A 23,141-nucleotide genomic window follows, 5' to 3' on the forward strand; every position below is an offset into this window, starting at 1 on the left:
CGCGGCCAGCCGCCATGGACATCGCATGGGCCCTGGGGCGAAGGCCGTGCTATGTCCCGCGCCAATGGGCATGCCGCACGCCCAGCTGCAGCTGCTGGATTCGCCGGTGGATGGTGGAGCGGCTGACGCCGAGCTGGCGCGCCGCCTCGGAGACATTGCCCTGGCATTGCGCAAGCAGCTGTTCCAGCGCCTGTGCGGCGGGCTCGCCGGCATTGCCAGCCAAGGCGGTGCGCGCTGGTGCGCGGTGCAGCGCATCGTGCAGGTGGTCAGGCAGGTGGTCGGGCTCGATGGTGCCGTCGCCATCGTGGCCACACAGGGCTGCGGCGTAGCGCAGCGCGTTGTGCAGCTCGCGCAGGTTGCCGGGCCAGGCGTGCGCGGCCAGCACGGCGCGGGCTGCGTCGCCCAGGTGCAGGTGGCTGCCCAGGGTGGCCAGCATCTGGTCGGCAATGGTCTGCAGGTCGCTGCGCTGGCGCAGCGCAGGCAGGCGAAGCTCGGCCGCGTTGAGGCGGTACAGCAGGTCTTCCCGGAAGCTGCCACGCCGCACCAGCTCGGCCAGCGGCTGGTGCGAGGCCGAGATGAAGCGCACCGCCACCGCCCGTGGCGCGCGCGCGCCCAAGGGGGTGATTTCGGATTCGGACAGCACCCGCAGCAGCTTGGCCTGCAGGGCCAGGGGCATGTCGCCGATCTCGTCAAGGAACAGCGTGCCCTCGTGTGCTGCAGCAATCAGCCCTTCGCGGCCCTTGCTGGCGCCGCCGGTCCAGGTTCCGGGCAGGTAGCCGAACAGCTCGCTCTCCAGCAGTGCCTCGGGAATGGCTGCGCAGTTGATGGCAATGAAGGCGCCGCTGCGGCCGCTGGATGCATGCAGCGCGCGGGCCAGGTATTCCTTGCCCGCGCCGGTCTCTCCCTGCACCAGCACGGGCAGCTCTTGCGGTGCGAGCCGCGCAGCCTTGCGCAGCAGCGTCTGCAGTGCGGCATCACCCGTGTCCAGCGCCTGCAGCGCAGCAGGCAGCGGGGGCTGCGCCGGCCTTGCCTGCGCTTGCAGGCGGCGTGTCCGGCGCTGCGGCTCCATGGCATGGGCGAAGAGGATGCTGCCGTCGCGGGCGCGGATGATGCGCTCCTGCGCCGGGCGATTGCGGCGCAGCTCGGACAGGTGGCGCAGGTCCACGTCGAAGAAACGCTCCAGCGGCTGGCCGATGAGGCTCTTGCGCTGGCGCCAGTCCAGTTGCGCGGCCGCTGCCAACAACCGCGCGCCCGCGTGGGTCATGGCGCGGATGCGGCCACGTGCATCGACGCTGATGGAGGCGTCGGGATCGACGTCGAGGAAATCGGGCGACTGGGCCAGGCGCACCACCCAGTCCTGGCCGGACTGCGCCATCAGGTTGGCCTGCTCCACCCGCCGCGCCGCGGCCATGACGAGGTTGAGCGCCAGGTTCTGGCTGGCCCGCTCGGCAGGCGAGCGCAGCAGCGACAGGTCCAGCACCGCCGCGAGTTCGCCGCGCATGTCGTAGATGGGCGCGGCCGTGCAGGACAGGCCGGTGTGGGTGAAGTCGAAATGGTCGCTCTGGTGCACCGTCAGCGCCTCGCCCGTCTCAAGGCAGGCACCCACGGCCGAGGTGCCCGAGTGGTCCTCGCGCCATTGCGCGCCCAGATACAGGCCCGCGCGGCGCAGGTCGCCCTTGTCGGCCTCATGCCCCAGAAAGTCCACGGCCACGCCATGCCGGTCCGCCAGCAGCAGCACGTAGTCCAGTCCCTTGAGCTGCTGGTACAGCCGCTCCAGCGCATGGCGGGCGATGTGGATCAGCGGCTCGGACTCCTCGCGGTGCGCGCGCAGCTGGCCTTCGGTGACGATGTGGGCTTCGCTGGTATGCGCCGGGTCGAGCCGGTGGGAGTCGATGCAGCGGCGCCAGCTGCGCAGCACGGCGCGGTCGCGCTCCTGCCCGCGGTGGGAGTAGCCCAGGCCGAAGGCTTCGATTTCCTGGATGTGCGAGGCGTAGGACTGCAGGGGCATGGCGTGGAGTCGATGCGGGCTTTGAACGTGCCGCAGACGATTCTGTGCCCTGTGCGGCGCAGCGCCAATCAAGACTTACCCACTGCCCCTGCTGCGCTGCAGCACGCCTGGTGCGACAGGTGTCGCAGGGCTGCCCCACCTGTCGCGGGCGGCAACGCCGGGCAGCGGGGTGCAAGGCGCAGGGTTTGTACCGGAGGCGCGCAGGCAACCCCTTGATTTGCCTGGCGCATCCTGCCGCCGGGCCTGCCTGGCATGGTGATTGCGTAAGAGCGACTGCCCGAAGAAAAACCAGCGGGCATGACCGCATCAAGGAGACAACCATGACCGATACGACGCCCAACGCCCGCGCCAAGGCGATGCTTGACCAACTCAACCATGCCCTGGGAGACCGCGACTTCGCGGCCGCCAGCCGCCTGTTCGCCGACGAATGCTACTGGCGCGACCTGGTGCTGCTGACCTGGAACATCAAGACCATGGAAGGGCGCAGCCAGATCGCCGACATGCTGGCTGCCCAGCTGGACGCCGCTGCGCCCGTGCGCCTTTCGCTGGACGAGCGCGAGACGGTGGAGGAGGCCGATGGCGTGGTGTCCGCCTGGATCGTGCTCGACACGCGCCATGCGCGCGGCGGCGGCCATGTCCGTATCAGGGACGGGCGCATCTGGACGCTGCTGACGGCCGCCCAGGAGCTCAAGGGCCATGAGGAACCCATGGGCACGCGCCGCCCGATGGGGGCCGAGCACGGCATCCGGCGTGGCCGCCAGACCTGGCTGGAGCGCCGCCAGCAGGAGGCCCAGGAACTGGGCCGCGACAGGCAGCCTTTCGTGCTCGTCATCGGCGGCGGCCAGGGCGGCATTGCGCTGGGCGCGCGGCTGCGCCAGCTGGGGGTATCGCACATCGTCATCGACCGCCAGGCGCGCCCTGGCGACCAGTGGCGCAACCGCTATAAATCGCTGTGCCTGCACGACCCGGTCTGGTACGACCACCTGCCGTACATGCCTTTCCCGGACAACTGGCCCGTGTTCGCGCCCAAGGACAAGATCGGCGACTGGCTGGAGATGTACACCAAGGTGATGGAGGTCAACTACTGGCCGTCCACCAACTGCCTGAACGCCCGCTTCGATGAGGACCGGCAGGAATGGGAAGTCACCGTGGAGCGCAATGGCGAGACGCAGGTGCTGCGCCCCAGGCATGTGGTGTTCGCCACCGGCATGTCGGGCAAGGCGAATGTGCCCAAGATCAAGGGCCAGGACATCTTCAAGGGCGAGCAGCAGCACTCGTCCCAGCACCATGGCCCGGACGCCTACGCGGGCAAGAAGGTGGTGGTGATCGGCGCCAACAATTCCGCCCACGACATCTGCGCGGCCCTGTGGGAGCACGGCGCCGATGTGACCATGGTGCAGCGCTCGTCCACGCACATCGTGCGCTCCGATTCGCTGATGGACATCGGCCTGGGTGACCTGTACTCGGAGCGCGCCGTGGCCAGCGGCGTGACGACCAGGAAGGCGGACCTGATCTTTGCCTCGCTGCCCTACCGCATCATGGCCGACTTCCAGGTGCCGGTGTACAACCGCATCCGCGAGCGCGACGCTCAGTTCTACCGCCAGCTGGAGGCGACCGGCTTCATGCTGGACTTCGGGGATGACGACTCGGGCCTTTTCATGAAGTACCTGCGCCGCGCCTCGGGCTACTACATCGACGTGGGGGCCTGCGATCTGGTGATCGACGGCAGCATCAAGCTGCAGGCGGGCAAGCAGATCAGCCACCTGTCGGAAAACGCGGTGGTGCTGGCCGATGGCACCGAGCTGCCGGCGGACCTGGTGGTCTACGCGACCGGCTATGGCTCCATGAACGGCTGGGTGGCCGACCTGATCAGCCAGGAGGTGGCGGACAAGGTAGGCAAGGTCTGGGGCCTGGGCTCGGACACCACCAAGGACCCGGGACCGTGGGAGGGCGAGCAGCGCAACATGTGGAAGCCCACGCAGCAAGAGGCGCTGTGGTTCCACGGCGGCAACCTGCACCAGTCGCGCCACTACTCGCTGTACCTGGCGCTGCAGCTCAAGGCGCGGCAGGAAGGCCTGCCGGTGCGTGTCTATGACCTGCAGCAAGTTCATCACCTGCGGTAAGGCCGAATAATCGCCATGGGGCGGCTGTGCCGCCCGCCAACCCAGCCTTGCAAAACAGAAAGTTCAATCATGAAAGCAGCACGTTTCCACGACCGGGGCGACATCCGCATCGAGGACATCCCCGAACCCGTGGTGGAGCCCGGCACCGTGGGCATCGAAGTGGCCTGGTGCGGCATCTGCGGCACGGATCTGCATGAGTTCATGGAAGGGCCGATCTTCATCCCGCCCTGCGGCCACCCGCATCCCATCTCGGGCGAGTCCGCACCCATCACCATGGGGCATGAGTTCTCGGGCGTGGTGTACGCCGTGGGCGCGGGGGTGGACGATATCCAGGTCGGCCAGCATGTGGTGGTGGAGCCCTACATCGTGGCCGACGATGTGCCCACGGGGCCGGGCGACAACTACCACCTGTCCAAGGACATGAACTTCATCGGCCTGGGCGGGCGCGGTGGCGGGCTGTCCGAGCGGATTGCCGTCAAGCGCCGCTGGGTGCATCCCATCTCCGATGCCATTCCACTGGACCAGGCCGCGCTGATCGAGCCGCTGTCCGTGGGCCACCATGCCTACACCCGCAGCGGAGCGAAGGCCGGCGATGTGGCACTGGTGGGCGGCGCCGGCCCCATCGGCCTGCTGCTGTCGGCCATCCTCAAGGCCAAGGGCCTGACCGTCGTCATCACCGAGCTCAGTGCCAAGCGCAAGCAAAAGGCGCGTGAATCGGGCGTGGCCGATCACATCCTGGACCCCTCCGAGGTGGACGTGGTGGCCGAGGTGATGAAGCTCACCGGCGGCAAGGGCGTGGATGTGTCGTTCGAATGCACCAGCGTGAACAAGGTGCTGGACACGCTGGTGGCCGCGACGAAGGCCACGGGCGTGGTGGTGATCGTGTCCATCTGGAGCCATCCGGCCACCATCAACGTGCACAGCGTGGTCATGAAGGAGCTGGACGTGCGCGGCACCATCGCCTACTGCAACGACCACCAGGAAACCATCAAGCTGGTCGAGGAGGGCAAGATCAACCTCGAGCCCTTCATCACCCAGCGCATCCAGCTCGATGACCTGGTGGCCCAGGGCTTTGACACGCTGATCCACAACAACGAGTCGGCGGTGAAGATCATCGTGCAGCCACGGTTCAAATAGCCGCTGGGCACCGCGACTGCACGAACCTGGATCTTTCGTGCCGGTCGCCGGCGGAGCCGGGCGCAAAGGGGTCAAAACCCGGCGGGGGCCGACACATGCCTCCCGCCGGCAAGCAGGGTTTCCAAAAATCGCTCAGACTAGCCAGAAGCGACTTTTGCAGTACCGAAGATTTCTGCAACCGACTGAAAAACCCGCGGAACTTCGGCTTTAGCACTCAATCCTAACGAGTGCTAATATGAAGGAATGGAAGAAAGGAACTCTGCAATGACAAACGCCTCCGGCTCCATTGCGACCACCTTGGCGCCCGCTAACCCCTGGGCCCTGGTGCCGCCTCTGGGCAATCTGGATGCCTACATTTCCGCGGTCAACCGCCTGCCCATGCTCACCCTCGAGGAAGAGCAGGACTACGCCCGCAAGCTCAAGGAACACAGTGACCTGGACGCCGCAGGGCGTCTGGTGATGTCCCACCTGCGCCTGGTGGTGTCCATCTCGCGCCAGTACCTGGGTTACGGCCTGCCCCACGGCGACCTGATCCAGGAAGGCAATGTCGGCCTGATGAAGGCCGTCAAGCGCTTCGATCCCGATCAGAACGTGCGCTTGGTGAGCTACGCCATGCACTGGATCAAGGCCGAGATCCACGAGTACATCCTCAAGAACTGGCGCATGGTCAAGGTCGCCACGACCAAGGCCCAGCGCAAGCTGTTCTTCAACCTGCGCTCCATGAAGCAGGGACTGAAGTCCGACGCCGCCATGGCCGAGGACGGCGCCATGCTGCGCGACACGCTGACCTCCGGCGAGATCGACGCCATGGCCGAGAAGCTCAACGTCAAGCGCGAAGAAGTCATGGAGATGGAAACGCGCCTGGCCGGTGGCGACGTGCTGCTGGACCCCTCGCCCAGCGATGATGGCGAGCAGGCCTTCGGCCCCATCGCCTATCTGGCCGACGGCGCACATGAGCCCACGGCCATGATCGAGTCGCGCCAGCGTGACCACCTGGCCACCGACGGCATTGCCATGGCGCTGGATTCGCTGGACGACCGCAGCCGCCGCATCGTCGAGGAGCGCTGGCTCAAGGTCAACGATGACGGCTCGGGCGGCATGACGCTGCATGAGCTGGCCGCCGTGTATGGCGTGAGCGCCGAGCGCATTCGCCAGATCGAGGTGGCTGCCATGAAGAAGATGAAGAAGGCCCTGGCCGAGTTCGCCTGATGGCCTGACGGCCTGACGGCCTGGGCTGACAGGCTGCTTCAAGACAAACCCGGATAATCTCCGGGTTTTTTATTGCCCGCAGCCTTTGCGGCCCCCACGTACCCCATGCCCGCCAGCGCCATCTCGCCACTACGCCGCCTCTTCGCCAATGCCTTGGCCACCGCCCTGGCTTCGGCCCTGCTGCCTTGCGCCGCCGTGGCGGGCGACCAGTGGCCCAGCAGGCCCCTGCATCTGATCGTGGGCTTTCCCGCGGGCTCCTCCCCCGACCTCACGGCGCGCGCCCTGGCCGAGCCGCTGGAAAAGCGTCTGGGCCAGCCCGTCATCGTCGAGAACAAGGTGGGAGCAGGCGGCAACATTGCAGGCGAGCAGGTGGCCCGTGCGCGCGATGGCCATACCTTCAGCGTGATGATCAACGGCAACCTGACGATTGCCCGCCTGCTCAACCCCGCCGTGCGCTACGACCCCGTCAAGGACCTGCAGCCCGTCAGCCTGATCGGCGTGGCACCCCTGGTGCTGGTGGCGCCGGCCGGCGCGCCCGAGGGCCGGGCCTTCCTGGAGGCCGCTGCCCAGGCCGGCAGCCGCTGGAGCTACGGCTCGCCCGGCGTGGGCACCGTGGGCCACCTGGGCATGGAGCTGCTCAAGAGCCGCTCCGCGCTCAGGCCCGAGCACATTCCCTATCCCGGCTACCCGCAGGTGTTCAACGCCATCCAGGGCGGCGACCTGCAGCTGTCCATGCTGCCGCCCGCGCTGGCCATGGCCCAGGTCCAGGCCGGCAAGCTGCGCGGCGTGGCCGTGACCTCGGCCGCGCGCAGCCCGCTGGCGCCGGGCCTGCCCAGCCTCAAGGAGCTGGGCGTGGGCGATTTCGACCTGGAGATCTGGAACGCCGTGGCCGCGCCCAAGGCCATGCCCGCCGCCCATGTGCACAAGCTGGCCGAGGCCGTGAGCGAGATCGTGCGCTCGCCCGAGATGCGCGCGCGCCTGGCCGCCCAGGGCTGGCAGGCCGTGGGCAGCTCGCCCGAAGGCCTGGCCCTGCGCATGCGCCAGGACGTGGCGACGCTGGGCCGCATCATCCGCGAACAGGGCATACGCGCACAATGATGCGCCCAGTGACGTGCCCTCTTTGACACCCCCATGACCGCAGCCCAAGCCTTTACCGAACTCAACGCCTGGCAGGTCATGGCCTGGGGCCTGGCCTTCTTTGGCGTGCTCTACCTGGCCGGCGGCTGGGGCATGACGGCGCTCACGCGCTGGCTGCAGCGGCGCGGCGTGGGCCGCGTGCTGGACACGCGCCCGCTCAAGCCCGACCAGTTGCAGCGCGAATGGCGCCAGTCGCTGCATTCGGTGCTGATCTTCGGCATCGGCATGATCGTGCCCTGGGGCCTTCTGCAACTGGGGTGGGCGCGGCTGGAGCCCGATGCAGGCCCCTGGCGCATTGCCGTCGAAATCGTGGTGCTGCTGATCTGGAACGATGTGCATTTCTGGATCAACCACCGCCTGCTGCATACGCGGCTGCTGGGGCGCTTTCATGGTGACCATCACCGCTCCATCGTCACCACGCCGTGGTCCACCTACAGCTTCCATCCCATCGAGGCGCTGATGCTGGGCAACGTCATCCTGTTGCCCATGGTGGTGCATGACTTCAGTTTCTGGTCGCTGGCCTCGGTGCCGGTACTCAGCCTGCTGCTGAACGTCATAGGCCACTCCAACTACGACTTCTTTCCCGGGGTGTCCGACACGCATGCGCTGGCCGCCAGCCGGCGCCACCACCTGCACCATGCCCGGCCCAACGGCAACTATGGCTTTGCGCTGGCCTTCATGGACCGGCTGATGCGCACGCGCGTGGCCCTGCCCGCCACGGCCCGGCCCAGGACGGAATGAGCCGACCGCCTGCTCGCCACGTCCAGCCCCGGCTGCCCCGGCTGCGCCACGGGCGCGACCTGCAGTCGCTGGCCTATCTGGTGGCGCTGCCGCTGATCGTGTGGTGGCAGTGGCAGCATGGCTGGAACCTGTGGCTCTACGGGATCGAGCTGTTCCTCACGCTGGGCGTGGGCGTCATCCACCACAACCACACGCATTTGCGCATGTGGCGCGGGCGCTGGGCCAACCGCTTCACCGACTACTGGCTGACCCTGCTGCAGGGCCACCCGACCTTTGTGTTCTGGCCCGCCCATGTGGCCAACCACCACCGCTTCCGCCACGGCCCGCGCGACATGGCACGCACCTACCGCTTCGGCGGCGACCACAACCATCTGCTGGGCTACCTCCTGCACCCGCTGCAGGCCGGCTGGGTGCTGTACCCGCTGTTCCTGCGCTGGCTGGGCCAGCTGCGGCGGCATTGGCCCGGCGCCTTTCGCTACTGCATGGGCCAGTACCTGCTGTGGCTGGGCAGCTGGGCGCTGCTGCTATCGCTGGATTGGCAAAAGGCCTTGCTGCTGGTGATCGTTCCCCAGTTGCATGGCCTGCACTGGCTGCTGGCCACCAACTACCTGCAGCACGCCCATGCCGATGGCCGGCCACTGACGCGCGGCCAGCGGCTGGACAGCGCCACGCCACTGAACTACGCGCGCAACTTCGAGGGCTGGGTCAATCCGCTGCTGTTCAACATCGGCCTGCACACGGCCCACCACGAGCGGCCCCAGGCCCACTGGTCAGAGCTCACGCGCCTGCACAGCGAGCACTACCGCCAGCGCGTGGCTCCCGCGCTCAACGAAGGCGGACTGCTACCCTACATGGCCCGCGTCTTCGTGCTCGGCACGGTCTGGCCGCCGGCGCGCACGCGCGCGCAAATGCCTCCCGGAACATACGACTGATACGTCCCAGAACCCATGCCCGTCGCCTATTCCAACGTCTATCTGCATGCCGCAGGCATGTTCCTGCCCGGTGAACCCGTGGACAACGCAGGCATGGATGCCTACGTGGCGCCGCTCAACCGCCTGTCCGAGCGCCTCAAGCGCCGCATCCTGGCCGAGAACGGCATTGTCCAGCGCCACTACGCCATCGACGCCGAAGGCCGCACCGTGCACAGCAACACGGCCATGGCCGCCCAGGCCATCCAGGACTGCCTGGCGCAGGCCGGGCGCGCGCTGGGCGATGTGGGCTTCCTGGCCAGCGGTTCCTCGGGCGGCGATGCGCTCATGCCCGGCTTTGCCAGCATGATCCAGGGCGAGATGGCCGCGCCGCCCATGGAGACCCTGTCCGTGCACGGCGTCTGCGCCGCCAGCGTGGGCGCGCTGCAGGCGGCGGCCCAGGCCGTGGACCGCGCGCCCGACTCGCTGGCCCTGGCCGTGGCCAGCGAAATGCCCTCGCGCCTGTTCAAGCGCTCGCGCTTCGCGGCCCAGGGATACAACACGGATTTCGACGCCCACTTCCTGCGCTGGATGCTGTCCGATGGCGCAGGCGCCGTGCTGCTGGGCGGCCCGCAGGCCCTGCCCCAGGCGCCCGGCCTGCGCCTGAAGCTGCGCTGGACGCACCTGCGCAGCTTTGCGGGCGACTACCCGGTCTGCATGCAGCTGGGCCTGACGCCCGACCGCGCCACCAGCCACCTGGACTTTGCCGCCTGGGGCGAGGCCGAGGCCGCAGGCGCGCTGTCGCTGCGCCAGGACATCCGCCTGCTGCCGCACCTGTTCGATGTCTGCATCCACGAATACGCCCACCTGGCGCACACGGGCTGGGTGCCCGGGCGCGGCATAGACCACTTCCTGTGCCACTACTCGTCGGAGCGCTTCATCCCCGTGGTGGACGAGTTGCTGGGAAAGGCCCAGCTCGGCATATCGCGCGAACGCTGGTGGAGCAACCTGGCCTGGCGCGGCAACACGGGCGCGGCCTCCATCTTCGTGATGCTGTCCGAGTTCCTGCGCACGCAATCGGCGCGCCTGAAGCACGGCGATACCGTGCTGTGCTTCATTCCCGAATCGGGCCGCTTCACGGCCGGCTACATGCTGCTGGAAGTGGAGGATGCGGCCCAGGCTCCCACCGCCACCCCGGCCACCGCCGCAGCACGCAGTGCCACCGCCGAAGCTCCCGCTGCCCCGGACCTGCTGCCCGATGTCTCCACCATCGCCCCGCCCCACGACCCGAACCAGGCCCCGGCCACGCTCGCGCCGCTGCTGACCGAACTGGCCAGCCTCTGGCAGGACTACCGCTCGCGCGTGTGGCGCACGCCGCTGCTGCAGCGCATACGCACAGGCAGGCTGCAGACGGCGGACTACGTGCGCTGGATGAGCCACTGGGTTCCCCAGGTGCGCGAGGGCAGCCTGTGGATGCGCGAGGGCGCGGCCTCGCTGACCGGCGAGCACGCGTCGCTGGCCGCGCTGATCGACGTGCATGCGGGCGAGGAGCAGAACGACTTCCGCATCCTGCACGAGGACTACCTCAAGGCCGGCGGCACCGAGACCGACCTCACCCGCCTGCGCCGCAACCCCGGCGGCGAGGCGCTCAACGCCTACCTGCACGGCCTGGCCGCCACGCCCAATCCCGTGGGCCTGCTGGGCGCCATCTACATCATCGAAGGCACGGGCCAGCGCATCGTGCCCAGCCTGCTGCCGCTGCTGCGCGCCAGCCTGCCGCTGCCGCCCGATGCCTTCCGCTTCCTGGAATACCACGGAGCCAACGACGAACACCACCTGGAACGCTGGCTCATGGCCGTGCAGATGGTGATGGCGCTGGACGGCACAGACGACACAGACGGCAGCGGGGGCACGGCGGCGCAGGCCATCGTGCGCACCGCGCGCCACACGGCGGCGCTGTACCTGATGCAGTTCGAGCATGTCCTGACCGAGGAGAACTGATGCCACCGCCAGACTTCATCGACCAGCCCCACGACGAGCGCGACCCCAGCCCCTGGCGTGCCCTGTACCTGGACCAGAGCACGCCGCTGCCCGACGACGTCAAGGCCGCCTGGCTGCGCGACTGCAGCAGCGGCTCGCGCCAATACCTGCTGCCCTTTCTGCGGCCGCTGGCGCGCACCAGCATCGTCCTCATCCAGATCCTCAAGGTGCTGCTGCCGCGCAACTGGGCCCACTCCAGGCTGCTGCACCGGCTGCTGGCCTTCAGCATGAACCGCTTCGTCTCGCCCGAGGCCAACTGGCTCATCCTGCGCCACTTCCACCTTGGCTCGCAGATCCTGGCCTTTGTCGCGGCCAACGCGCCCACGCCCGTGTCCACCACACCGCTGGAGCCAGGCAGCATCGACGACATCAGGGACGACCTGTTCCTCAGGCACGACCTGAACCTGTTCAACTTCGTCATCCGCCTGAACAACGCGCTGCGCGCCGCAGGCCAGGAACTGCAGCCCGTGGCCGAGCCCGACTTCGCCATGCTGCGCAACCCGCCCCTGCGCCTGGAGGACATGCCGCGCGGGCGCCTGAACCTGCTGGACCTGCAAAGCGCCATCGAGGTCTACACGCCCGTCTACCAGCTGCTGCTGACCGACAACGACTTCTGGCGCGCCAGCAACTCGCTGCAGCTGGACGAGACCGTGGCCATCTATGCGGCCAAGATCCTCGCCTCGCCCGAGCACCTGGTCATGCTCAACAACAAGCACCCGCTGGTGCCCCTGTCCACCCTGCGCGCCGGCCACCGCCTGGTGCTGCACGGCCTGTCCACCGAAATGCTGCACTGCCTGCTGATGAAGGTCGCCAGCGGCGACATCCCCCTGCCCGCACGCGAGCTGGCACGCATGCGCGAAGCCGCCCGCGCCCACGGCAGCGAAACGGCCAGCGGTGCCGACCATGCCAGCAGCACCAGCAGCACGGCAGCCGTCTGACCCAGGTCAAGGAACAGCGGTGGATTGACGCCATCTGGCGCGAAAACGGTTACATCACGTTGCATTCAGCCGCAGGGCCCGCTAGCCTGCACGGCTTCGCCCTGGCCGCACGCCCGGGTCCCTGCCAGCGCCAGGGCGCCTCCTGCCCTGGCTTGCGGCGCCTTCGAACCGTCCGTGCCATGCCATCGTCGTCCTTTGCGCCTTCAGCCGTACGCTGCAGCGAATGCATGCGTTCGTCCCATTGCCTGCTGGGCCAGTTACCCGAGCCCGCATTCCAGCAATGGCTGCCGCATATCCGCGAACGCGGCTTGGCCAAGGGCCAGAAGCTCCAGGCGCAAGGCTGCGTTGCCCATGAATTCCAGGTGATCAAGCTCGGTTTCGTTCTGGCCATCCGCCGTGGCGGCGACGGCGTGCAGCGGCCCGTGGCACTGTTCGGCAACGGCCACGCGCTGGGCAGCCCGGGCTGGCTGCAGCAGCCCTCGGCCATGCACTTCGAGGCCCTGGGCCCGGGGCGCATCTGCTGCGTGGACATCGCCACCATCACGCGCCGCGGCCTGGTCGATGCCGCCTTCGTGCGCGCGCTGGCCACCAGCTACACCTGCAACAACGCCCTGCTGGCGGAATGGGCCCACATCGTCCGCATCCCCGGCGTGCTGCGCCAGCTGGCCGCCACCCTGATGCAACTGGCCGCGCTGCAGTCAAGCCTGCTCGTACGCCTGCCCAGCCAGGGTGCACTGGCCGCCCTGCTGGCCACCACGCGCGAAACCATCGCACGCAGCCTTGTGCGCCTGGTGCAACTGGGCGCGCTGGAGCGGCCGGATCGATGGCACTGCGTGCTGCAGCCTGCGGTGTTGTCGAGGATCAGTGGGGGTGGGGTGAAGGAGGTGGGGTGCGAGAGGCGTGGCGGTTGATCGGGCGGACCGATAGGCTTGCCGACCTGTTGCAACATCAAGCGCCAGGTTTGGCAGAACCGCCGTCCCTGCTCACCATCGCTCCCTTCCCATCGCAACAGTCCGCAGTTTGATGCTCAAGCGCCTATTCCTCCTGCTGCGCCAGCAAGGTCGCCACGGGCTTGTGAATCAGCGCGGGAATCTGCTCCGCCGGCATGGCGCGGGCGAAGAGCCAGCCCTGGTAGGCGTCGCAGTCCAGGATGCGCAGCAGGCGCAGCTGCTCGGCGGTTTCCACGCCTTCGGCAACCACCTGCAGGCCCAGGGTGCGGGCCAGCGCGATCACGGCCTTGACGATCTTGGCGTCGGCCGGGCTGTCGAGCATGGGGCCGATGAAGGTGCGGTCTATCTTCACGCGCGAGACGGGCAGATCGCGCAGGTGGGCCAGCGAGGAGTAGCCGGTGCCGAAATCATCCAGCACCACGCAGACGCCTGCGGCAAGCAGGCTGCCCAGCAGTTCGCGCGCCTGCTGCGGGTCGGTCATGGCGGCGGACTCGGTGACTTCCAGCTCCAGCAGGTGCGGCGGCACGCCATGCCGGGCCAGGCTGCCCATGAGGCGCTGCTGCAGGTCGGCCTGGCGCAGTTGCTGGGCCGAGAGGTTGACCGCCACGCGCAGCGGCATGCCTGCGCGCAGCCAGTCGCCGGCCTGGCGGCAGGCCGCATCGATCACCCATTCGCCCAGAGCGAGGATCAGGCCCGTGGACTCGGCCACGGGCACGAAGCGCTCCGGCGAGACCCAGCCCATCTGCTCGTCGTTCCAGCGCAGCAGGGCCTCCACGCCCTGGACCTGGCCGCCCAGCACCTGCACCTGGGGCTGGAAATGCAGGCTCAGCAGACCCCGGTCCAGGGCGCGCTTGAGGCGTTCGTGCAGCAGCACTTTCTCGGCCATGGCCTCGCCCATGGCGCTGGCATAGCAGGCGTAGGAGGCACGGCCGCGCTGCTTGGCGTCGTACATGGCCATGTCGGCATAGCGCATGAGGGTGGCCGCATCGCCCGCGTCCTGCGGGTAGAAGGCCACGCCCACGCTGGCGCCGAAGTTCAGCGCGTAGTGGCCGATGGCGCAGGGCCGGCACAGCTCGCCCAGCAGCGCGTCGACGCGCCGGCGCAGGTCCGGCCCGTTGCAGGGATGCAGCACGGCGGTGAATTCGTCACCGCCCATGCGCGCCAGCGTGGCCGAAGTGCCCAGCGCGGCCTGCAGGCGGCGCGCCACTTCCTTGAGCACCTGGTCGCCCACGTCGTGGCCATATCCGTCGTTGATGGCCTTGAAGTTGTCAAGGTCGAGCAGCAGCAGCGCAAAGGACGCGGGCCCGGTGCCCGAGCCCGAGCCCGAACCCACTTGCGCCTGCGCCTGCGAGATCGCCTGCTCCAGCTGCAACCCGAACTGCCAGCGGTTGAGCAGGCCGGTGAGCGTGTCGTGCGTGGCGTGGTAGTGCATGCAGGCCTCCATCTGGCGCAGCTGCGACAGGTCGCGCACAAAGGCCACGGCCACGCCCCCGCCGTGCGGGGAATGGCCCAGGGCGATGTCCACGGACAGGCGCTTGCCGTCCTTGCGCAGCAGCCACAGGTCCCGCCCCTGCCCCATGGGCCGGCGCGCGGGCTGGGCGAAGTAGGACTGCAGCTGCGGCCCATGGGCCGCATGCACCTCGGGCGGCAGCAGCATCTGCAGCGGACGGCCCAGCAGCTCGGAGGCGCCATAACCGCTCATGGCCTGCATGGCGGGATTGGCCAGCAGGATGCGGCCCTTGCGATCCACGAGCACGATGCCGTCGGGCGCGGCCTCCATGGCCACGCGCTTGAGCTCCTCATCCAGCGCCTCGCACGGCCCGATCAGATGGCCGGCTTGCGCGCTCCAGGCCGACGCCATCATGCGGACGGCCCCTTGCCGTGGAAGACCGATGCCGCAGCCTCCAGCGCCTGAGCCTGCCCGGCCAGCTGCTGCGCGTGCGCGATGGTGTCGCGCGCCAGCGTGGCGTTGTGCTGGGTCATCTGTTCGAGCTGCTGCACGGCGGCCTGTACCTGTTGCACGCCACCGGCCTGGGCCTGGCTGGCGGCCTGCATGCCTTCGGCCAGCAGCAGCTGCTCGCGCATGTCGGCCTGCACGGCGAGCATGGCCTCGCCCATTTCGCGCGCCATGGCGCAGCTTTGCGCCACCTGCTGCTGCGATGCCTCGATCAATGCCTTGATCTGGCGCGCAGCGTGGGCGCTGCGCTGGGACAGGCCGCGCACCTCGTCGGCCACCACGGCAAAGCCCTTGCCGTGCTCGCCGGCGCGCGCGGCCTCCACGGCGGCGTTGAGCGCCAGCAGATTGGTCTGAAAGGCAATGCCGTCGATGAGCGAGCTGATCTCCCCGACCTGGTCGCTGGTCCGGGCCACGCCGCGCATGCCCTGGTCCAGTTGCGCGACCATGCGGCTGCTCTGCCCGGCCATGTCCACGCCATGCCGCGCGCGGCGGGCGGCCTCGCCGGCCTGGGCGCTGCTGCGCTCTATGGCGCAGGCCAGGGCCTGCATGGCCTGGGCCGATTGCTCCAGGCTGGCGGCGGCAGCCTCGGTGCGGTCGCTCAGTTCGGTGCTGCCCTGCTGCACGGCCAGCGCGCAGCGGCGCACCTGGTCGCTCTTGCCCTGGATGTCGTCCACCAGGGAGACCAGGTTGAGTCCGGTCTGTCGCACGGCGCCGCCGATGGCGCCGATCTCGTCCGTGCGCTGCGTGAACAGTTCCCCCGTCTGCTGCCCGCTGGCCACGGCCTGGGCCTGTCCGCGCAGGGCAGCCAGGGGCATGAGCAGCCTGGTGCGCAGCCACTGCCCGGCGGCCACGCAAGCCAGGCTCCAGAACAGCCAGGCGGGCCAGATCTCGGCCAGCGTCAGGGACAGGGGCAAAGCCGAGGCCCAGGCCTGCAGCGACGGCAACCACAGCCCGGCCGATCCCAGCAGCCACAGTCCCGCCACCATGGCCTGCGCCCGCCAGGCCAGCGGCCTGAAGCGCCACCAGCGCTGCAGCGCGCCCGCGGCGCCACGCCCCACTGGGAAGCCCCGGTGCAGGCCCAGCGAGCGCACGCCGGCATTGATCTGTTCATAGAGCGCCGCATGCTGCTGCACCTCGCACGGCTGCGGCCGGGTGCGCACGGACAGGTAGCCGACCACGGTGCCCGCATGGCGTATGGGACTGGCGTTGGCGCGCACCCAGTAGTGGTCGCCGTTCTTGCGCCGGTTCTTGACCAGGGCGCTCCAGGGCAGCCCTCGCTGGATGGTGGTCCACATGTCGGCAAAGGCGGCGGCCGGCATGTCCGGATGGCGCACGATGCTGTGGGCCTTGCCGTAGAGCTCGGCGGCCTCGAAGCCGCTGACGCGGATGAAGGCATCGTTGGCATAGACGATGCGCCCCTTCAGGTCGGTGACGGAAAGAAGCGTCTCTCCTTCGTTCAAAGGGTACTCACGCTGGGTGACGTACACGTTTCGCCGCATGGATCAGGTCTCTTGGAGATGGGCGTGGCGTCGGCATGACGCTCCAGGCGGGGCCCACTCTAAGCAGTCCTGCAGCGATGCACATCAGGGATGGTGTGCCGCATCGCGCCTAAACGCAGCCAATGTGACGGCGGTCACACTGGCTGCGGCGCGCGCAGGATCAGGGACGCTTTTCCTGCAGCAGGGCCTTGACGTCGGCGCCCAGCACCTGCGGGCCGCCGCCGTAGCGCTCATACACGCGCAGGCGGCCGGCCGTGTCATAGACATAGCTGCCGGCCGAATGGTCCAGCGTGTAGGTGCCTTCGGTCTTGCCGGGCACCTTCTTGTAGAAGAGCTTGAAATCCTTGGCCACGGCCGCCGTCTCCTCGGGCGTGCCGTGCAGGCCGACGAAGCCGGGGTCGAAGTTGCCCAGGTAGGCCTTGAGCACCTCGGGCGTGTCGCGCTCGGGGTCCAGGGTGACGAAGACGCCCTGCAGCCTGTCGCCATCGGCGCCCAGCTGCTGCTTGACCTCGACCAGCTCCTGCAGCGTGGTGGGGCAGACGTCGGGGCATTGCGTGTAGCCGAAGAAGACCACGACGACCTTGCCCGCAAAGTCCTTGATGCTGCGCTGCTTGCCGTCCACATCGCGCAGGGGAATGTCCTTGGCGTATTCGGCGCCCGTGACATCGACACCCTGGAAACTGGTCTTGGCCTCGCGCGAGCATCCGCTCAGCGCCAGGGCGCCCCATGCCATGGCGGTCACGCCCAGAAAGCGCAGCGCTGTCCGTTTGTTCATGCTTCCTCAACAAGGTAGTTGCCGCAGGCTGCGTGGCCGCAAAGCCTGCGCGCCGCCCGGGCTGGAAAGGGAAAAGGCGAAAGCGTCCGCTGAAGGCGCTTTCGCACAGCCGCAAACCATAACCCATAACCGCAAGACCCCGGCGCCGCGGGGCCTGCCTGCCGGCCTACCGGGGCGTACCAAAGCCTACTGGCCAGCCTTACTCGCCGTCGCCCGGACGCCCTGCCGTGTCCCAGGAAGCCGATGCACGCAGCAGCCGGTCCAGGTCGCGCTTGGCCTTGCCGGCATCGGCCATGCCCAGGCCTGCGGGCATGCGCATCATCCAGTGGCCCTGCGGGTCCACCACGTACAGGTGGTCCTGCAGCGCATGGCCGGGCGCCGGCTGCAGCCAGCCGCGCAGCACGGCCTCGGGCACGCGCAGCACCGTGGCCTGGGCCAGCGCGGGGCGCAGGTGCGCGGGCACGGGTGCGTCGTCGGAGATGAGCCAGACCCGGTCCAGCCGGTCCTTTTCACGGCCCAGTGTCTCGCGCAGCTGGCGCTGCAGATAGAGATGGCTTTCGCAGGCGCTGCCGCAGGCACCGCCCGCCACGCTGAGCAGCAGCCACTGGCCCTTGAGCGACTGCAGCGGCAGCGGCGCGCCGTCCAGCGTGGTGGCCGTGGCCGAAGGCAGGGCCGGCTGGGCGGCGATCAGCTCGCCAAAGCTGCGCTGCTGGCCAGGCCGCAGCACGTAGTAGGTGAAATAGGAGGCCACCACGGGCGCGGCGCAGACCGCGAACACGGCCAGCATCTTCCAGCGGCCGCTGCGCGTGCGTTGCGCGCCGGCAAGGCCAGGCTGCAAGGGTGGCAGGCCATGGACGGTCATCTCCAGGGGAGTCTCAGGAGCGGGCATGGCGCGGGCGGACAAAGCGTCGGACGATTTGGAACCAGACATACAAAAGCGTGATCAGGGCCGCAAGTCCAAACCATTGGAACGCATAGCCATGGTGTTTCTCGACACCGGCCGTCACAACGGGCCAGTCGCGCCGCAGGCCTTCGCTGGCTTCGCCGGTCTGCAGCAGGCTCCATTCGCGCAGCGGCAGCCCGGAGGCCACGGCCCATTCGGCAATGTCCACATTCTGTCGGATGCGCGACTTTTGCCCATCAGGGTCTGCCCCTGCACGGCCGAATTCGTAGAGCCGGGACGGCGCGGCCTCCATGCGCCCCTCAACGGTCACCAGGCCTTCGGGCGTCTGCACTTCGGGCAAGGCTGTGCGGTCCAGGAAGTTGCGAGGCACCCAGCCGCGCTGCACGGCAATCACCACATCCTCATGCGGCGCGGCCAGCCGCAGCGGCGTGAGCACAAAGAAGCCCGGCTGGCCCTGCATCTGGCGGTTGTCCAGGTACAGCGTCTGCCCCGCAATCCAGTGGCCCTGCAATTGCACGGGACGGTGCAGCCAGGGCGCGGCTTCGGGGTTCGGCACCGCACCGGGCTGCACGGCTGCCAGCTGGGCGTTGCTCCACGGCGGCAGGCCCTGCTGGCGCTGCACGGCGTCGAACAGTTCCTGCTTGTAGGCCGCGCGCTGCAGCTGCCAGCGGCCCAGGGACAGCGTGACGGCCACGCCGATCAGCGCGGCCAAGGTGATCAGTACAAACCGCCAGCGCTCTGGCATTCTGGAAACACGCACCGGATAATCCACCCATGAAATTCGTGATCGTTCTCGCCCTGCTGGCCATTGTCGCCAGTCTGGGCAGCGCCCTGTTCTTCATGATGCGCCGCAATCCCGAAGACCAGCAGGGAGCGGGCGACGACAGGCGCCGCAGCCGCGCCATGTTCCGTGCACTGGCGCTGCGCGTGGGCCTGTCCATCGCGCTGTTCCTGTGCGTGCTGCTGGCGGCCAAGCTGGGCTACATCCATCCCACCGGCTGGACCGCCGGGCAATAGACAAGCCCCCTGCCCCGCAAACAAAAAGAAGCGCCCTGGCGCTTCTTTTTGCATGGGGCCGGATACAGACTACATCCAGTAGACCAGCACGTAGAGGAACAGCCACACCACGTCCACGAAGTGCCAGTACCATGCCGCGCCCTCGAAGCCGAAATGCCGCTCGGCCGTGAAGTGCCCGGCATGCAGGCGCATGGTGATGAAGAACAGCATCAGCATGCCCACGAAGACGTGGAAGCCGTGGAATCCCGTGAGCAGGAAGAAGGTCGAGCCGAACACGCCCGAGGACAGCTTGAGGTTCAGATCCGTGTACAGGTGGTAGTACTCGTAGCCCTGCACGCACAGGAAGACGAAGCCCAGGATCACCGTCATCCACATGAAGGCGATGGTGCGGGCGCGGTGGCCGGCCTGCAGCGCATGGTGGGCGATGGTCAGCGTCACGCCCGAGGTCAGCAGCAGCGCCGTGTTGATGGTGGGCAGCCAGAACGGGCCCACGGTCTGGAAGGGCTCGACGCTGTTGGCCGGCGAGGCCGTGGCGCCGGCCGCCATGCTGGGCCAGACCGCCTTGAAGTCGGGCCACAGCAAGGCGTTGTCCAGGCTGCCCAGCGCGGGCACCGAATGCGAGCGCGCCCACCACAGGGCGGTGAAGAAGGCGCCGAAGAACATCACCTCGGAGAAGATGAACCAGCTCATGCTCCAGCGGAAGGACAGGTCGATCTTGCGCCCGTACTTGCCCGACTCGCTCTCATGCGCGGCTTCCCGGAACCAGAAAAAGAGCACGGCCAGCCACCAGACCAGGCCAAGGCCCAGGCTGTACATGCCCCATTCATGCCCATTGATCCAGTTGCCCGCGCCCAGGATCACGAAGAACAGCCCCGCCGCCGCCATGACGGGGTGGCTGGACTCGGCCGGCACGTAGTAGTAAGGCGTTTTGCCGTGGGTGGTTGCACTCATTGCTCAGCTCCTGAAATTCTTGGTTCTCGGTTTCCCGTCTATCACTCTCTGTCTCCGATGGCCGCGCCGCTCAGACCACGAGCTTGACCAGCGCGATCAATCCCAGCACCAGCACGAAGATGGCCGCCAGCCCCACTGCAATCACATGCAGCGGCGTGATGCGCTCCCCGTCCTGCTGGTACTCGCTTCCCCTGCGCACGCCGAAGAGCGACCAGGCCACGGCGCGCACCGTGCGCCACACGCTGGGCGGGCGGCGCGGCTCCCGTGGCTGCGGCTCATTCATGAGGCGGGCTCCTGCTTCGGCCCTGCCGCCACCGGCGCCTCGCCCGTGGGTGCGGCCGGCGTCCTGCCGCCCACCTCGAAGAAGGTATAGGACAGCGTGATCGTGGTCACATCCTTGGAGATGCGCGGATCGATCACGAAGGCCACCGGCCATTCGCGCTTTTCCCCGGGCTCCAGCGTGTACTGCGAAAAGCAAAAGCACTCCAGCTTGTTGAAATGCGCGGCCGCCTGGCGTGGCGCATAGCTCGGTATCGCCTGGGCTGCCATGCGGCGGTCCTGCACATTCTGGAACTCGTACATGACCGTGGCCAGCTCGCCCGGATGGACCTGGATGGAGCGCTGCGCCGGCTTGAAGTCCCAGGGCCCGCGCGCGTTGGCGTCGAACTCCACGGTGATGGTGCGGCTCTTGTCCACCTGCGAGTTGGCGGGCAGCTTCACATCGCGCCCGGCCGTGCCGTTGCCCGGCACCTGGCGCTCGGACAGCGACAGGATGTTGATGCCCGTGAGCTCGCAGATGTGCTTGTAGATGGGAATCAGCACGTAGCCGAAGGCAAACATGCCCAGCGCCACCACGGCCAGCTTGCCCACCATCTTCGCGTTTTCACTGCGCACGCTCACGGATTGCCCTCCTGTTGCCTTCAAGCGCTCAATGGAGCACGGTGATCTTGATCACGAAGCCGGCCAGAAAGACCAGCGCCACCGATACCAGGATCAGCGCCAGCCGCACGTTGGCTTTTCGTTGCTGTGCATCCATTTTTCTGATCTCCATGACTACTGGCAATCTCTGAGACTGTCGCGCCCCACCCCAGGGACACCAAGGAAGGGGGAAGGCGCGAAGCGACCCAGGCGGTGGTTCATTTCAGCCTATGACGCGGGTCGCCGTCGCATCCAGCTTGGGCGGCGTCTCGAAGGTATGGAACGGCGCCGGCGAGGGCACTTCCCACTCCAGGCCTTCGGCAGCCTCCCAGGGCTTTTGCGGCGCCTTCTCGCCCTTGCCGCGCATGGCGGGCACGACGACGAAGAGGAAGAAATACACCTGCATCAGGCCAAAGCCCAGCGCGCCCAGCGAGGCCACCATGTTGAAGTCGGCGAACTGCATGGGGTAGTCGGCATAGCGGCGCGGCATGCCCGCCAGGCCCAGGAAGTGCATGGGGAAGAAGGTGATGTTGAAGAAGATCAGCGAGCCCCAGAAGTGGATCTGGCCGCGCGTCTCCGAATACATCACGCCCGTCCACTTGGGCGCCCAGTAGTAGTAGGCCGCGAACATGGAGAACAGCGATCCGGCCACCAGCACGTAGTGGAAGTGGGCCACCACGTAGTAGGTGTCCTGCAGCTGGATGTCGATGGGCGCCATCGACAGGATCAGGCCCGTGAAGCCGCCCATGGTGAACACGAAGATGAAGCCCACCGAGAACAGCATGGGCGTCTCGAAGGTCATGGAGCCACGCCACATGGTGGCCACCCAGTTGAAGATCTTCACGGCCGTGGGCACCGAGATCAGCATGGTGGCGTACATGAAGAACAGCTGGCCCGTGACGGGCATGCCGGTCGTGAACATGTGGTGCGCCCACACGATGAAGGACAGGATGGCGATGGACGAGGTCGCATACACCATGGACGCATAGCCGAACAGCTTCTTGCGGCTGAAGGCCGGCACGATCTGGCTGATGATGCCGAAGGCCGGCAGGATCATGATGTAGACCTCGGGGTGGCCGAAGAACCAGAAGATGTGCTGGTACATCACCGGATCGCCGCCGCCTGCGGGGTTGAAGAAGCTGGTGCCGAAATGGCGGTCCGTCAGCGTCATGGTGATGGCGCCGGCCAGCACGGGCATGACGGCGATCAGCAGGTAGGCCGTGATCAGCCAGGTCCAGGCGAACATGGGCATCTTCATCAGCGTCATGCCGGGCGCGCGCATGTTGAGCACGGTGACGATGATGTTGATGGCGCCCATGATGGAGCTGGCGCCCATGATGTGCATGGCCAGGATGGAGGTGTCCATGGACGGCCCCATCTGCAGCGTCAGCGGCGCATACAGCGTCCAGCCTGCGGCAGGTGCGCCGCCGGGCATGAAGAACGAGCCCACCAGCATCAGGCCGGCCGGGATCAGCAGCCAGAAGCTGAAGTTGTTCATGCGCGCGAAGGCCATGTCGGAGGCGCCGATCTGCAGCGGCAGCATCCAGTTCGCAAAGCCCACGAAGGCCGGCATGATGGCGCCGAACACCATGATCAGGCCGTGCATGGTGGTCAGCTGGTTGAACAGCTCGGGGTTGACGATCTGCAGCCCGGGCTGGAACAGCTCGGCGCGGATCAGCAGCGCCAGCACCCCGCCCACCATCAGCATGGTGAACGAGAACAGCAGGTACAGCGTGCCGATGTCCTTGTGGTTGGTGGCGAACATCCAGCGCCGCCAGCCCGTGGGCGTGGCGTGGTGGTGATGGTCGTCATGCCCGTGTCCATGCTCGTGCTCATGCGCATGTTCGTGGCCCTCGCCCGCAGGGCTGTGGATGGGGGGAAGTACGGCGCTCATGCTGTTATCTCCAATCGCTCATCTGTCTTGCGTGC

At 67.8% G+C, this 23,141-nt stretch carries 21 protein-coding genes; 10 read left to right on the forward strand and 11 right to left on the reverse strand.

Annotation, left to right across the window (positions count from 1 at the left end; genetic code table 11):
* Positions 1-49: 49 nt before the first annotated feature.
* Positions 50-2,008 carry a sigma-54-dependent Fis family transcriptional regulator gene (locus tag G4D77_RS10075; RefSeq protein ID WP_016450160.1) on the reverse strand — a complete coding sequence of 653 codons (1,959 nt, stop codon included), beginning with the start codon at positions 2,006-2,008 and terminating at the stop codon, positions 50-52.
* A gap of 320 nt (positions 2,009-2,328) precedes the next feature.
* On the opposite strand from G4D77_RS10075, the gene G4D77_RS10080 reads away from it, so the two are divergent.
* The 9 genes from G4D77_RS10080 to G4D77_RS10120 all read left to right on the forward strand — a co-directional run bounded on the left by G4D77_RS10080 (position 2,329) and on the right by G4D77_RS10120 (position 13,152).
* A complete protein-coding gene (locus G4D77_RS10080; protein ID WP_154835430.1) occupies positions 2,329-4,131 on the forward strand; it encodes an NAD(P)/FAD-dependent oxidoreductase in 1,803 nt (600 codons plus the stop codon).
* A gap of 69 nt (positions 4,132-4,200) precedes the next feature.
* Entirely contained in the window at positions 4,201-5,268 is a 1,068-nt protein-coding gene (locus G4D77_RS10085; protein WP_016450158.1) for a 2,3-butanediol dehydrogenase, read from the forward strand.
* A 264-nt stretch (positions 5,269-5,532) separates the two neighbouring features.
* A complete protein-coding gene (gene rpoH, locus G4D77_RS10090; RefSeq protein ID WP_016450157.1) occupies positions 5,533-6,477 on the forward strand; it encodes an RNA polymerase sigma factor RpoH in 945 nt (314 codons plus the stop codon).
* Positions 6,478-6,582: 105 nt separating this feature from the next.
* Positions 6,583-7,575 (forward strand): Bug family tripartite tricarboxylate transporter substrate binding protein, encoded by a 993-nt coding sequence (locus G4D77_RS10095; RefSeq protein WP_047219394.1) that lies wholly within the window; start codon positions 6,583-6,585, stop codon positions 7,573-7,575.
* Positions 7,576-7,608: 33 nt separating this feature from the next.
* On the forward strand, positions 7,609-8,355 hold the full coding sequence (locus G4D77_RS10100; RefSeq protein WP_154835432.1) for a sterol desaturase family protein: 747 nt from the start codon (positions 7,609-7,611) through the stop codon (positions 8,353-8,355).
* Entirely contained in the window at positions 8,352-9,287 is a 936-nt protein-coding gene (locus tag G4D77_RS10105; RefSeq protein ID WP_133072577.1) for a fatty acid desaturase, read from the forward strand. The genes G4D77_RS10100 and G4D77_RS10105 overlap by 4 nt, the downstream gene beginning before the upstream one ends.
* Before the next feature lie 15 nt (positions 9,288-9,302).
* Positions 9,303-11,264, forward strand: coding sequence for an iron-containing redox enzyme family protein (locus G4D77_RS10110; RefSeq protein WP_154835434.1), 1,962 nt, complete (start codon positions 9,303-9,305; stop codon positions 11,262-11,264).
* Positions 11,264-12,241 carry a DUF6999 family protein gene (locus tag G4D77_RS10115; protein WP_154835436.1) on the forward strand — a complete coding sequence of 326 codons (978 nt, stop codon included), beginning with the start codon at positions 11,264-11,266 and terminating at the stop codon, positions 12,239-12,241. The genes G4D77_RS10110 and G4D77_RS10115 overlap by 1 nt, the downstream gene beginning before the upstream one ends.
* A gap of 227 nt (positions 12,242-12,468) precedes the next feature.
* A complete protein-coding gene (locus G4D77_RS10120) occupies positions 12,469-13,152 on the forward strand; it encodes a Crp/Fnr family transcriptional regulator (RefSeq protein WP_154835438.1) in 684 nt (227 codons plus the stop codon).
* A gap of 124 nt (positions 13,153-13,276) precedes the next feature.
* Here the strand turns inward: G4D77_RS10120 and G4D77_RS10125 are convergent, their stop codons facing one another.
* The 5 genes from G4D77_RS10125 to G4D77_RS10145 form a co-directional block, all read right to left on the reverse strand.
* The gene (locus tag G4D77_RS10125) at positions 13,277-15,055 is read right to left on the reverse strand and encodes a putative bifunctional diguanylate cyclase/phosphodiesterase (protein WP_154835440.1); all 1,779 of its coding nucleotides are present in this window, start codon (positions 15,053-15,055) and stop codon (positions 13,277-13,279) included.
* Entirely contained in the window at positions 15,052-16,647 is a 1,596-nt protein-coding gene (locus G4D77_RS10130; protein ID WP_154835442.1) for a methyl-accepting chemotaxis protein, read from the reverse strand. The genes G4D77_RS10125 and G4D77_RS10130 overlap by 4 nt, the downstream gene beginning before the upstream one ends.
* Before the next feature lie 160 nt (positions 16,648-16,807).
* A complete protein-coding gene (locus tag G4D77_RS10135) occupies positions 16,808-17,422 on the reverse strand; it encodes an SCO family protein (RefSeq protein ID WP_154835443.1) in 615 nt (204 codons plus the stop codon).
* Positions 17,423-17,621: 199 nt separating this feature from the next.
* A complete protein-coding gene (locus G4D77_RS10140; protein WP_063328002.1) occupies positions 17,622-18,311 on the reverse strand; it encodes an SCO family protein in 690 nt (229 codons plus the stop codon).
* The gene (locus G4D77_RS10145) at positions 18,298-19,071 is read right to left on the reverse strand and encodes an SURF1 family protein (protein ID WP_074923042.1); all 774 of its coding nucleotides are present in this window, start codon (positions 19,069-19,071) and stop codon (positions 18,298-18,300) included. Before G4D77_RS10145 ends, G4D77_RS10140 begins: the two co-directional genes overlap by 14 nt.
* 29 nt (positions 19,072-19,100) lie before the next feature.
* Between G4D77_RS10145 and G4D77_RS10150 the strand changes: the two genes are divergently transcribed.
* Positions 19,101-19,343 carry a twin transmembrane helix small protein gene (locus G4D77_RS10150; RefSeq protein WP_016450145.1) on the forward strand — a complete coding sequence of 81 codons (243 nt, stop codon included), beginning with the start codon at positions 19,101-19,103 and terminating at the stop codon, positions 19,341-19,343.
* A gap of 69 nt (positions 19,344-19,412) precedes the next feature.
* On the opposite strand, the gene G4D77_RS10155 is transcribed toward G4D77_RS10150, so the two are convergent.
* The 5 genes from G4D77_RS10155 to ctaD form a co-directional block, all read right to left on the reverse strand.
* Positions 19,413-20,294, reverse strand: coding sequence for a cytochrome c oxidase subunit 3 (locus tag G4D77_RS10155; protein WP_016450144.1), 882 nt, complete (start codon positions 20,292-20,294; stop codon positions 19,413-19,415).
* Between the two features lie 70 nt (positions 20,295-20,364).
* Positions 20,365-20,577: a DUF2970 domain-containing protein gene (locus G4D77_RS10160; protein WP_012203606.1), complete on the reverse strand. Its 213-nt coding sequence runs from the start codon at positions 20,575-20,577 to the stop codon at positions 20,365-20,367.
* Positions 20,574-21,194: a cytochrome c oxidase assembly protein gene (locus G4D77_RS10165; protein ID WP_013803985.1), complete on the reverse strand. Its 621-nt coding sequence runs from the start codon at positions 21,192-21,194 to the stop codon at positions 20,574-20,576. Before G4D77_RS10165 ends, G4D77_RS10160 begins: the two co-directional genes overlap by 4 nt.
* 28 nt (positions 21,195-21,222) lie before the next feature.
* The gene (locus tag G4D77_RS10170) at positions 21,223-21,330 is read right to left on the reverse strand and encodes a cytochrome oxidase small assembly protein (protein WP_016450141.1); all 108 of its coding nucleotides are present in this window, start codon (positions 21,328-21,330) and stop codon (positions 21,223-21,225) included.
* 105 nt (positions 21,331-21,435) lie between these two features.
* The gene (gene ctaD / locus G4D77_RS10175; RefSeq protein ID WP_016450140.1) at positions 21,436-23,106 is read right to left on the reverse strand and encodes a cytochrome c oxidase subunit I; all 1,671 of its coding nucleotides are present in this window, start codon (positions 23,104-23,106) and stop codon (positions 21,436-21,438) included.
* Positions 23,107-23,141: the final 35 nt, after the last annotated feature.

This window comes from Delftia sp. WY8 (genome assembly GCF_018437695.1).
Lineage (GTDB): Bacteria > Pseudomonadota > Gammaproteobacteria > Burkholderiales > Burkholderiaceae_C > Comamonas > Comamonas tsuruhatensis.